Annotated in this window: 14 protein-coding genes; all 14 read left to right on the plus strand. The window is 45.1% G+C overall.

Annotated elements, in window-relative coordinates; all coding sequences use genetic code 11:
• Positions 1-91: 91 nt before the first annotated feature.
• Positions 92-910 (plus strand): flagellar basal body rod protein FlgG, encoded by an 819-nt coding sequence (gene flgG, locus H065_RS0113885; RefSeq protein WP_017813682.1) that lies wholly within the window; start codon positions 92-94, stop codon positions 908-910.
• A gap of 74 nt (positions 911-984) precedes the next feature.
• Positions 985-1,209: a flagellar FlbD family protein gene (locus H065_RS0113890; protein WP_017813683.1), complete on the plus strand. Its 225-nt coding sequence runs from the start codon at positions 985-987 to the stop codon at positions 1,207-1,209.
• Positions 1,206-1,688, plus strand: coding sequence for a flagellar basal body-associated FliL family protein (locus tag H065_RS0113895; protein ID WP_017813684.1), 483 nt, complete (start codon positions 1,206-1,208; stop codon positions 1,686-1,688). The genes H065_RS0113890 and H065_RS0113895 overlap by 4 nt, the downstream gene beginning before the upstream one ends.
• Positions 1,689-1,754: 66 nt before the next feature.
• Positions 1,755-2,753: a flagellar motor switch protein FliM gene (gene fliM / locus H065_RS0113900; RefSeq protein WP_017813685.1), complete on the plus strand. Its 999-nt coding sequence runs from the start codon at positions 1,755-1,757 to the stop codon at positions 2,751-2,753.
• A complete protein-coding gene (gene fliY, locus H065_RS0113905; RefSeq protein WP_017813686.1) occupies positions 2,743-4,050 on the plus strand; it encodes a flagellar motor switch phosphatase FliY in 1,308 nt (435 codons plus the stop codon). Before fliM ends, fliY begins: the two co-directional genes overlap by 11 nt.
• Before the next feature lie 27 nt (positions 4,051-4,077).
• Entirely contained in the window at positions 4,078-4,443 is a 366-nt protein-coding gene (locus H065_RS0113910) for a response regulator (protein ID WP_017813687.1), read from the plus strand.
• A gap of 33 nt (positions 4,444-4,476) precedes the next feature.
• Positions 4,477-4,986 carry a flagellar biosynthetic protein FliO gene (locus H065_RS0113915; RefSeq protein ID WP_026136228.1) on the plus strand — a complete coding sequence of 170 codons (510 nt, stop codon included), beginning with the start codon at positions 4,477-4,479 and terminating at the stop codon, positions 4,984-4,986.
• Entirely contained in the window at positions 4,983-5,750 is a 768-nt protein-coding gene (gene fliP, locus H065_RS0113920; protein ID WP_017813689.1) for a flagellar type III secretion system pore protein FliP, read from the plus strand. The genes H065_RS0113915 and fliP overlap by 4 nt, the downstream gene beginning before the upstream one ends.
• A 36-nt stretch (positions 5,751-5,786) precedes the next feature.
• Positions 5,787-6,056 carry a flagellar biosynthesis protein FliQ gene (fliQ, locus tag H065_RS0113925; RefSeq protein ID WP_017813690.1) on the plus strand — a complete coding sequence of 90 codons (270 nt, stop codon included), beginning with the start codon at positions 5,787-5,789 and terminating at the stop codon, positions 6,054-6,056.
• Positions 6,057-6,067: 11 nt separating this feature from the next.
• Positions 6,068-6,865 (plus strand): flagellar biosynthetic protein FliR, encoded by a 798-nt coding sequence (gene fliR, locus H065_RS0113930; protein WP_026136229.1) that lies wholly within the window; start codon positions 6,068-6,070, stop codon positions 6,863-6,865.
• Positions 6,866-6,907: 42 nt separating this feature from the next.
• Positions 6,908-7,978, plus strand: a complete 1,071-nt coding sequence (flhB, locus tag H065_RS0113935) for a flagellar biosynthesis protein FlhB (RefSeq protein ID WP_046228133.1) — start codon at positions 6,908-6,910, stop codon at positions 7,976-7,978.
• 22 nt (positions 7,979-8,000) lie between these two features.
• The gene (gene flhA / locus H065_RS0113940) at positions 8,001-10,034 is read left to right on the plus strand and encodes a flagellar biosynthesis protein FlhA (RefSeq protein ID WP_017813693.1); all 2,034 of its coding nucleotides are present in this window, start codon (positions 8,001-8,003) and stop codon (positions 10,032-10,034) included.
• Complete coding sequence (gene flhF / locus H065_RS0113945) at positions 10,031-11,368, plus strand: flagellar biosynthesis GTPase FlhF (protein ID WP_017813694.1); 1,338 nt, start codon at positions 10,031-10,033, stop codon at positions 11,366-11,368. The genes flhA and flhF overlap by 4 nt, the downstream gene beginning before the upstream one ends.
• A complete protein-coding gene (locus H065_RS0113950; RefSeq protein WP_017813695.1) occupies positions 11,365-12,255 on the plus strand; it encodes a MinD/ParA family protein in 891 nt (296 codons plus the stop codon). The genes flhF and H065_RS0113950 overlap by 4 nt, the downstream gene beginning before the upstream one ends.
• Positions 12,256-12,262: the final 7 nt, after the last annotated feature.

Raw genomic sequence — 12,262 nt, forward strand, 5'->3', positions numbered from 1 at the left:
TGGCCGGACCAGTAATGGAGAGCCAGGAGACTGCCGACCGACTGACGCAGTCTCAACCATCACATTATGTATTCATTAGGAGGAAATATTAATGTTAAGATCCATGTATTCCGGCGTGTCAGGTATGAAAGGTTTTCAAACTAAACTGGACGTCATCGGTAACAACATCGCAAACGTAAATACAACAGGTTTTAAAAGCTCCCGTGTTATGTTCCAGGATATCCTCAGCCAGACAACCAAAGGCGTAACGGCTCCAACAGAAGGCGAGAGCGGCGGTGTGAATGCTCAACAGGTAGGTCTGGGTGTGAAAACTTCCTCCATTGATACTCTTCATCTGGCTGGTAGTGCACAGACTACGAATAACCCGACAGACCTGCGTATCGATGGCGATGGATTCTTCGCAATCAAGCTTTCTGCGGATCAAGAAGTTCCTTACCTCACACGTGCCGGTGACTTCCATGTGGATGCTTCCCGTCAGTTGGTTACTTCAGATGGTGCATTTGTAGTCGATAATGGTGGAGCTCCAATTCAGATCGATGAAGGTGCGGTATCATTCAGTATCCAGAACAATGGTACTTTGCTGTACACGATGGCTGATGGAACAACTGCTGCTGGTCCTCAGCTGGGAGTTGCAAAAGTAATAAACCCGGGTGGTCTGGAGAAAATTGGTGGAAGTTTGTACCGTGTAACTCCTAACGCCAATCCAGATGGCACGATTGAACTGGTAAATGCTGCAGATCCAGCGAATGGTACAGGCGCGATCGTAGCAGGTCAGCTGGAAATGTCCAACGTCGATCTGACAGGTGAATTTACCGAGATGATCGTTGCACAGCGTGGTTTCCAGGCGAACTCCCGTATCATTACAACTTCTGATGAAATTCTGCAGGAAGTTGTAAACCTGAAACGATAATCTAGACAGCTAGAGGGAGGAATAATATCTTCTCCCTCTTCTTAAATAGCAAGTAACATTCAAGGAGGGGTAATATGATCCCTGTCACGCGGCTTAACGGTTCCCCCATGTGGGTTAATGCCCTGCTAATTGAAATGGTGGAAGAAACGCCTGATACCTACATCACATTAATTACAGGTAAGCGTATGATTGTATTGGAAAAGGCGGCAAAAGTGACGAGTCTGGTTCAAGAATACAACAAAAGTATAGGCACACTTACTGGAACAATTAAGGTGCAGCATATGGAGGAATTGGAATGAAAAAGTTACTACCCTGGATAATCAGCGGGGTATTGGCACTGGGTTTGATTGGTGTTGTCGCATTTTTCCTGATGGGAAATGTTTTTGGGGACAAAAAACCAACGACTGCTGCCGAAGCCGCGGCGGCCGAGAAAGCCAAGTTGGAGAGTATGACAGCAACCGAGATTGCCGCTGTATCATCAGACATCACAGATATGACTACCAACCTGGCAGATCCTTCTTATGTAGTAAAAATCAGCTTCTCGTTTCAACTGGCTGATGAAGAAGCCAAAGCAGGTTTTGATCTGATCAAAGATCTCAAAATCAAGCCGATTATCGTCAGAACACTGGCAGATACCAATCCGGATGAGCTCAACAGTGCCAAAGGCATTGACCAGTTGGATGCCAAACTGCTTAAATTGATCAACAGTGCATTGCCTGCCGAAGGTGGCAAGCTGATCGACGTACAAGTATCCGACCGCATCGTAAGTTCCATTTAATAGAGAAAGCTGGAATCAACCTAATCTTAACAATAAATCAATTTACAATCGTAAGGGGGTGAGATTATGGTAGATGTATTATCCCAAGGAGAGATAGATGCCCTTTTAGCGGCACTTTCTTCCGGGGAAATGGATGCGGAGGAACTTAAAAAGGAAGATACCCAGAAAAAGGTCAGAGTATACGATTTTAAACGGGCTGTCCGTTTTTCAAAAGATCATATCCGGAGCTTGACCCGGATTCATGAGAATTTTGCGCGTTACCTGACTACTTATTTCTCGGCACAGCTTCGTACTTTTGTACAGATTAGCGTCGTTCAGGTTGAGCAGCTTCCTTATGATGAATTTATACGTTCTATTCCCAAAATGACGATTTTGAATATTTTTGAAGCGGAGCCCCTGGAAGGCCGGATGGTACTGGAAGTTCATCCGAATATCGCTTTTGCCATGCTGGATCGCCTGCTTGGTGGTACAGGGGCAGCACCTTCCAAAATCAATGCATTGACTGAGATTGAGACAACGATCATCGAGCGTGTGTTCAGCCGAACGTTCGAGAGCCTACAGGAAGCGTGGAAGACTGTTATTGATCTGTCACCACGTATGGAAGCGCTGGAGACTAACCCACAATTTATGTCACTGGTATCTCCCAATGAGACAATTGCCCTGATCTCGCTAAGCACTAAAATTGGCGATACGACAGGGATGATTAACCTTTGTATTCCACACGTAGTTATTGAACCTGTAATGCCGAAGCTGTCGGCACATCACTGGTTCGTTTCTCAGAAAAAAGAACCGGCACCTGAAGAAGTAGCAGCGCTGGAGCACCGTGTGAACCGTGCGCAGCTGCCAATCATTGCCGAACTGGGCGATTCCCGATTATCGATTCAAGAATTTTTGAGTTTATCGGTCGGAGATGTTATCTCGCTCAATAAGCCAGTACATGATTCACTATCCATAAAAGTAGGCAATCAGCTCAAATTTATAGGAAGCCCGGGTATGGTAAGAGACCGGGTAGCCGTTCAGATTGACGAGATCGTCAGTGAAGGAGTGGAAGAAGTTGACGAGTAAAGATTATTTGTCACAGGAAGAGATTGACGCTTTGCTCAAGCAGTCGTCCGGTGATGATGATAGCGCAGCATCCGGAACGGCAGGTAAGAGTGTAGATGATTTTCTGACTCCGCTGGAACAGGATGCCCTTGGAGAAATCGGGAATATTACATTTGGTAGTGCAGCGACTGCGTTATCTACCCTGCTGGGACAAAAAGTTGATATTACGACTCCTCAGGTAGGTATTATAACCCGTACTGAATTTGAAAATGAATTTCCTAAGCCGCATGTAGCGGTTCACGTAGAGTATGTGGATGGATTCCAGGGAATCAATTCCCTTGTTATCCAGACACGGGATGCTCAGGTGATCGCGGACTTGATGCTCGGAGGTGAAGGCCATCCAAAGGACGAAGAGTTGAATGAAATTCATGTCAGCGCCGTACAGGAAGCCATGAACCAGATGATGGGTTCATCTGCAACTTCGATGTCCACCATCTTCAACCGTTTTGTTAATATCTCACCACCAGGAATTGATATCCTGGACGTAAGCAATGATCAAGGTGTCAGCATGCTGCCAGCCGAAGAGACACTCATAAAAATCTCTTTCCGCTTACTGATAGGGGATTTGATTGATTCCACTATTATGCAGCTGATCACTGTAGAATTTGCTAAGTATATGGTAGATATTCTGATCAATGGTGGAGAAGAAGCAGCACCTGAGCAACCTGCTGCAAGTGCACCAGCGGCTCCCGTAGCGCCTCCACAGGCAGCAGCACCGCAGGCAGCAATGCCTCCGCAACAAGCTCCTGAACAGCCTGCAGCGCCTCCTATGATGCCGCCGCAGGGAATGCCAGCTTACGGTCAACAACCACCGTATGGCATGCCAGATCAGCCGTATCCGCAGTATCCTCCATATCCGTATCCTCCGGGTTACGGTATGCCGCCTCAGCCATATCCGCAGGCACCACAGCATTATGGCGCACCGGCAGGCAGAGAGGTTAATGTCCAACCTGTTCAATTTGCTAACTTCGGCGCAGGAGCAGCTCCTAACCTGGATGAAAATAATTTGAACTTATTGATGGACATTCCACTCAAAGTCACCGTAGAATTAGGAAGGACCCAACGGCAAATTAAGGATATACTCGAATTGTCCCAGGGAGCCATTATCGAACTGGACAAATTGGCAGGGGAACCAGTAGACATTCTGGTTAACAACAAATTGATCGCCAAAGGCGAAGTTGTTGTTATTGATGAAAACTTTGGTGTCCGTGTCACAGATATCGTAAGCCAGTGGGACCGAATTCAAAAAATACAATAATGATCACTCAGGGAGGATTTTAAATCAATGGCAAACCGAATTCTTATCGTGGATGATGCAGCTTTTATGAGAATGATGATCCGGGATATTTTAACTAAAAATGGTTACGAAGTTGTAGGAGAAGCGCAAGACGGAGCACAGGCAGTAGAGAAATTCAAAGAACTTCGTCCAGACCTCGTTACTATGGACATCACAATGCCTGAAATGGACGGCATTGCTGCACTGAAAGAAATCAAAAAAATGGATGGCGGAGCTAAAGTAATCATGTGCTCGGCGATGGGTCAGCAGGCTATGGTTATTGATGCTATTCAAGCAGGAGCCAAAGATTTCATCGTAAAACCTTTCCAGGCTGATCGTGTTATTGAAGCGATTAGCAAAACGCTCGGAGTATAGGAGAATATTCCCATGTCAGGTTCAGCAGCCACAATGGGAGGAACAGGCGATTATATCCTAAACCTAGTTTGGGTTATAATCGTCTTGGCTGTAATAATAGGCCTAATTATTTTACTGCTCCGGTTCCTGGGCAGGAAAAATCAAACCTGGTTGTCCCGCCGTGCCATCCGCACTATAGGCGGGGTAGCTATGGGCCCAAACAAGTCGTTACAGGTGATTGAAATTGGCAACAGCGTCTATCTAATCGGTGTAGGAGAAGATATCACTCTTGTAGATAAAATCTCTGATCCTGAAGAGGCAGAACTGATTATAAGCTCTTTTCAATCCGAATCGGTGGATCAGAACAATATTCTGACTCCGCTAATCTCCAAACTCAGCAACCGTTTCCGTCCTAAGTCTTCCGTGCAGGAAGAAGAAATTGGTGATACGGATGCTTTCCAGGAAGTGTTTGAAAGCAAACTGCGCCAGATTCCGAATCGCCGGCAGAAGATGGAAGAACTGCTGAAAGAGGAAGATTCTACAGATCGGTCGAGGGATTCATGAAAAAAAAGCTGATATTAACCTTTATGATGCTTTTTCTAGTTAGCTTCTTATCGGTTCACCCCATATTTGCTGCAACAGCTGATCCGATACCGAATATTGATATTCAGATCGGAAATAATGATAACGCAGCAGATGGCCCGGCGACCAGCTCGCTGTCTATTTTGCTTTTGATTACACTCATCAGCATCGCGCCATCTTTTCTGGTATTAATGACCAGTTTTACACGTATTGTGATTGTGCTCAGCTTTGTCCGGACTTCATTAGGGACTAACCAGATGCCTCCCAATCAGGTACTGGTAGGGCTGGCTTTATTTTTAACTATCTTTATTATGTCGCCTACTTTATCTCAGATGAACCAAACGGCATTGCAACCTTATCTAAAAGGCGATATTAGTCAGACACAGGCTTTAAGTGCAGCAGAAAAGCCAATCAAAGAGTTCATGTTCAAGCATACGAGAGAAAAGGATTTACTGCTTTTCCTGGAATACACCGGTACAGCCAAACCCAAAAATGTAGAGGATATTCCGCTTACGGTTATGGTTCCTTCTTATGCAATCAGTGAATTGAAAACTGCTTTCCAGATGGGCTTTATGGTCTTTATACCGTTTCTTGTCATCGACATCGTAGTTGCGAGTGTTCTGATGGCGATGGGTATGATGATGCTACCACCTGTAATGATTTCACTTCCTTTCAAAATTTTACTATTCGTACTGGTCGATGGCTGGTATCTCATCGTCAAATCGCTATTGATTAGTTTTAATTAGTGCAGCACCCAAACACCTGATTAAGGGAGGTAAATCATGAGTTCGGAGTTTATCATCGGTATGGCAGGACAAGCGGTATACACCGTTTTAAAAATCAGTGCACCGATGCTTATTCTGGGACTTGTAGTGGGTCTGATCGTCAGTATTTTTCAGGCCACTACCCAGATCCAGGAGCAAACTCTTGCCTTTGTACCTAAAATCGTAGCTGTAATGCTCGCACTGCTGTTATTTGGTCCATGGATATTAACAGTTATGGTTGATTACACTGGCGATATCCTGGGCAATCTATACAAATACATTGGTTAGGCTGATTGCTTATGGAGACACTGCTACAAAGTTTTCCTGTTTTTTTGCTTGTTTTTTGTCGAATGACCGCTTTTTTTGTAATATCACCTATTTTTTCATCCAGAAGCGTACCTAACACCTTTAAGATAGGCATCGCTTTTTTTATCTCACTTTTGATTTATCTGATCAAAGGAACATCGGTAACTATACCGGAAGAAGCCGGATTATATGTACTGCTGGTGCTTCGTGAAGTTATGATCGGTTTGTTGCTCGGCTATGTCGCTTATCTGATGTTTACGGTTATCCAGATGGCCGGTTCATTTATCGATATTCAGACAGGGTTTGGTATTGCCAGCGTATTTGATCCTTTGACTGGAGCTTCTGCTCCGATGATCGGTAACTTCAAATACATGTTTGCCATCCTGCTGTTTCTGAGTATGAATGGTCATCATTATCTGATTCAATCCGTATTGTACAGCTATGACTGGATACCGCTGGATGCAGAGATCATGAGCAAAATGACGAATGGATCGATCAGTGAGTTTTTGATTCGTACATTCAGTAACTCGTTTATGATTGCTTTTCAGATGGCCGCACCTATCGTAGTAGCCATGTTCCTGACAGATGTGGGACTTGGATTTCTGGCACGAAGTGCTCCACAGTTCAATATTTTTGTCATTGGCGTACCTGTCAAAATCATTATTGGTTTGATCATGCTGATGCTGCTGACACCAAGTTTTGCTTTTATATTTGAACACTTGTTTGGACAGTTGTTTCAGGCGATGCAATCTTTACTAAAAGTAATGGGTACAGCACCACCATCCAAGTAGACTTCGAAGAAAGGAGGCTGTCCATTGGCATTCAGGTTACGTATGAATCTGCAGTTGTTCTCCGGTGAGAAAACAGAGGAGGCAACGCCCCAGAAACGCAGGGAGACCCGTAAAAAAGGGCAGGTTGCAAAAAGTATGGATATACCAGGATCAGCAATTATGCTGGGTGGGATATTCTGCTTGCTTATGTTTAATGACTTTTATATGAAACGTATTACCTGGCTGTTTACGGATGCCTTCATTCATCGGCTGTCTACCGATGTAACGATTGCCAACATTATGCAGATGTTGGGTCAATACGCCATACAGATTTTACTGCTGTTGGCTCCGGTCTTCGGCATTGTGGTGGTATTAGCATTAGCGACGAGTTATGCGCAGGTAGGCTTTCTGCTTACAGGAGAGCCGATCATGCCCAAGTTTAGCAAGCTGGATCCTATTAAAGGTTTTAAAAATATTGTTTCTATACGCTCATTAGTGGAATTTGTTAAATCAGTACTAAAAATGAGTGTGATTGGATATCTGGTGTATACCACTCTGAATGGAGCGCTTCATGAGATTTCCAAAACAGCGTATATGTCTGTTGAAGCGATTCTTCATTTTGCAGGCGGGCTGACAGTCAATCTTGGAATCAAAGTAGGCGTGGCTCTATTTATACTCGCTATCTTTGATTACATGTATCAGCGATACGAGCATAACAAAGGAATCCGGATGTCCAAGCAGGATATCAAGGATGAATACAAAAAGTCGGAAGGGGATCCGTTAATAAAAGGTAAAATCCGTGAAAGACAGCGCCGTATGGCGATGCAACGGATGATGCAAGAAGTTCCTAATGCTGATGTTATCATTACCAACCCTACTCACTTTGCAGTAGCCCTGAAATATGACAATTCACAAATGGCTGCACCACAAGTAATCGCAAAAGGGCAGGATCATATGGCATTACGAATTAGAGAAGTAGCAAAACAAAATCGTGTAGTGATTATGGAAAATAAACCACTGGCACGAGCATTGTTTGCAAGAACTGAAATTGGTGAGTCCATACCCGCAGATTTGTTCCAGGCTGTAGCGGAAGTTCTCGCTTATGTATACAAAGTCAGAGGTAAAACAAAGTAAGGGATCGGAGGGCTGAATAACATTGAAGAAAAAAGACCTGGTTGTCCTTGTAGGCGTTATTGGAATTATTATGATGATGATTCTTCCGATCCCGGCATGGCTGCTCGACGTATTACTCATCGTCAATATCTCACTGGCAATGATTATTTTGCTGATTGCGATGAATACCAAGGAAGCGCTGGAATTTTCCATATTCCCTGCAATGCTGTTGATTACAACATTATTCCGCCTGGCGCTTAATATATCTACAACCAAATTGATCCTCGGACAAGGCGAAGCAGGGTCGGTTGTTGCCACATTCGGCAGCTGGGTAGCTGGTGGACAGATTGCAGTAGGTTTCATTGTCTTCCTGATTCTGGTTATTGTTCAATTTATCGTTATTACCAAAGGTTCGGAACGGGTAGCAGAGGTAGGAGCTCGTTTTACACTCGATGCAATGCCCGGTAAGCAGATGAGTATCGATGCGGATTTGAACGCAGGTCTGATCAACGAACAACAAGCCAGAGAACGACGCAGCAAAATTGAACGTGAAGCCGATTTCTATGGTGCAATGGATGGTGCGAGTAAGTTCGTTAAAGGGGATGCTATTGCAGGTATTATTATCCTCCTGATCAACTTGATTGGTGGATTTATTATTGGGATAGCGATTCATGGAATGGCATTCGCTGATGCTCTTTCGACGTATTCCATATTGACGATCGGTGATGGTCTGGTAAGTCAGATTCCGGCGCTTCTTATTTCTACAGCAGCAGGTCTGATCGTTACCCGTGCATCTTCCGAAGGCAATCTGGCTGATGATATTACCAAGCAGCTGTTTTCCTATCCAACTTTGCTCTATATTGTAGCGGGCGTTATTACGCTGCTGGGTTTATTTACACCTATTCACTTCCTCACGACTTTCCCGCTGGCGATTCTGCTGTTTATTGCAGCGCGCCGTATGCAGGCAAATCTCACTCAGAAGATGGTGGAAGCCGAACAACACGAAGAAGAACAGCAGATCGAAGAAGTGCGCAGTCCGGAAAGTGTAATCAATCTGCTGCAGATCGATCCAATCGAATTCGAATTTGGTTATGGATTGATTCCGCTGGCAGATACACAGCAGGGCGGAGATTTGCTGGATCGGATTATTATGATTCGTCGTCAATGCGCACTGGAACTGGGTCTTGTGGTCCCTGTTATTCGTATTCGCGATAATATCCAGTTGAAACCAAATGAATATGTAATCAAAATTAAAGGGAATATTGTAGGCGGTGGTGAATTATTACTAAACCACTACCTGGCCATGAGTCCTGGTTTTGATGATGATTCCATTACGGGTATAGAGACTTTAGAACCAGCATTCGGTCTGCCTGCTTTATGGATTGATGAACTGACCAAAGATCGTGCTGAATTATCGGGCTATACGGTAGTTGATCCGCCTTCAGTCGTAGCTACACATCTGACCGAGCTGATCAAAAAGCATTCCCATGAATTGCTGGGACGCCAGGAGACACGCTCGCTGGTCGACAATCTGCGTGAGAATTACCCTGTATTGGTAGATGAACTTATTCCTTCTGTACTATCTGTAGGTGATGTACAGAAAGTATTGGTTAAATTATTAAAAGAGAAAATATCCATTCGCGACATGGTAACCATTTTTGAGACATTAGCAGATTATGGAGCTTACACCAAAGATCCGGATGTATTGACCGAATATGTACGCCAATCTCTGTCACGTCAGATTACACAGCAGTTTACAAGCCAAGGCGAGACGTTGCGCGTGATTACAGTCGGTCCTAACCTGGAAAAGAAAATTGCAGAAAGTGTGCAGCAATCCGAGCAGGGTACCTACCTTGCACTGGACCCTGTATCTACGCAATCGATGTATCAGAAGATTAACGAGCAGGTTAACCGTCTGCTCCAAATGGGACAACAGCCTGTTGTGCTGACTTCACCAGCAATACGTATGTATCTGCGACAGTTGATTGAACGTACCATGCAGGATATACCCGTTTTATCCTATAGCGAACTGGAACCGAATGTTGAAATTCAGAGTGTCGGGGTGGTGAACTTATGAGAGTAAAACGCTATATCGTTGATACGATGCCGGACGCCATGCTGAAAATACGCACAGATCTGGGCAGTGACGCCGTTATACTGAGCACCAAGGAACTGAAAACCGGCGGATTTCTGGGCATGTTCCAAAAAAAGAAAATCGAAGTTATCGCAGCAGTAGAAAAAGAACAGGTCCAGGAAGCACCCAAAGCGCAGCCTGAACCTGTTGTCACAGCAGCTACTCCTGTTCCCAAAAAAGCCGTTCCGGATGCTTATCGTAAGTCTAGCCAGGCTTTTGCAGAATCTATGCGTCAGGCACTTGCAGCGGATCAACCGGCGGCTGTATCTTCTGCACCGGCAGCGGTATCTCCATTGCCGGAAGAAGAGCCTTTTGTACCTGAAGTGGATCGTGCAAGATTGCAGCACGTCCAGGCACTAGCAGCTACGGTAGCAAGTCCCCTATCCGATCCGGCAGATCAGATGTCCGAGCAGCGTCTCTTTGAAGAACTGCGACAGATGAAGCAGATGATGGCCGATCTGACACGGGACAAGGAAAGAGCCGAACTGCCGGAGCCACTTCATAATCTTATGAACCAGCTTAAATCCCAGGGCATTGAACAACCATTGCTGGATCAATGGATGGACCGCATTGTAGAGCAGTCTGCCAATCTGGAGTCCATGACAGCCAGTGAAGCCAAATTGGCAGCAAAAGCACAAATTGAGCAGTTTACCGACTCACGAATTGGTGGCGGTATTGCTGCAGAGACCCGTATCGTGTATATTGCCGGTCCAACCGGGGTAGGAAAGACGACTACCATCGCCAAGCTGGCTGCCGAGCAGTTATTCAAATACAAACGCAAAGTAGGATTTATCACGTCGGATACGTATCGTATATCGGCGGTAGAACAGCTAAGAACCTATGCTTCCATCCTTGGTGTACCGCTTGAGGTAGCTCAATCACCAGGAGACTTGCAGCGTGCTCTGCAGCGTCTATCCGAATGTGATCTGATTCTGATGGATACGGCTGGGCGCAATTACAGAAATGAGCTACTGGTATCTGAACTGCAGAGCCTTCTGGCTCCGCTGGAACAAAGTGAGACGTATCTGGTGCTGGCACTGACATCCAAAACGGAAGATATGCGCACAATTACTGATCATTTCAGCAAGTACCCACTGGATAAAGTGATTTTTACCAAGGCTGATGAGACAGGAAGTTATGGTGCGCTGTTTAACTTGTTGCAAGATCATCCGCTGCGTCTGTCCTATATGACCAATGGACAGAATGTGCCGGATGATCTGCTTATGCCAAGTCCTGATTTTCTGGCAAATCTGTTATTGGGAGAAATCTTGCCATGATGGACCAGGCCCAATCGTTAAGAAACCTGATGTCTGCCAAAGCCAAAGCTCTTGAAGCTCCTGAACGCGGTGCGAAAAACGCTAAGTTTGTTGCCGTGACGAGTGGGAAGGGCGGTGTGGGAAAGTCGAATTTCACATTGAATTTTGCACTTGCCCTGCAGCGCCTTGGACGTAAAGTTCTTGTATTCGATGCAGATATAGGAATGGCAAATATCGATGTTTTGATGGGCGTGCGTTCGCAATACAATCTCTCGCATCTTTTAAGCGGGGAAAAACAGATTGATGAAATTATTGAAAAAGGTGCGGGTTCACTGCCTTATATTGCCGGTGGATCGGGCTTAAATTCATTATTTTCGCTCTCTGAGAAAGATTTAGTTTACTTTACTACTCAAATTCAAAAAATTGCTGCCGATATGGATTATATCCTGTTTGATACAGGAGCGGGACTTTCGAAGGAAACTTTGCAGTTTATTATGTCGGCTGATGAATGTATTGTAGTCACGACTCCGGAGCCAACAGCGATCACCGATGCTTATGCGCTGATCAAAGTAGTCTACGGTATGGAAGAGAGTACAAACTTCAAATTGGTAGTCAATCGGGCAGAGAGTCAAAAGGAAGCGGTGCAAACCTCCGACAAAATCAGGTTGGTTACCAGCCGCTTTCTGAATCTCGAAATTCCAATGCTGGGATTTGTAAGTGATGATGCTCATGTCAGCCAGTCGGTCAAAAAGCAGGTTCCCTTTTCAATCCATGCTCCTGGATGTCACGCTTCGAGGGACATTCAAAACCTGGCGATGCAATATGTGGTTTCACCGGATGCACATCAGGAAGGAAGCTTAACAGGAATCAAAGGATTTATACAGAAGTGGATGCGGCGTACTAAATGATTCTGTA

Origin of the sequence: Paenibacillus shenyangensis (genome assembly GCF_000346635.1) — a bacterium.
In the GTDB taxonomy this organism is placed as follows: Bacteria; Bacillota; Bacilli; order Paenibacillales; family Paenibacillaceae; genus Saccharibacillus; species Saccharibacillus dauci.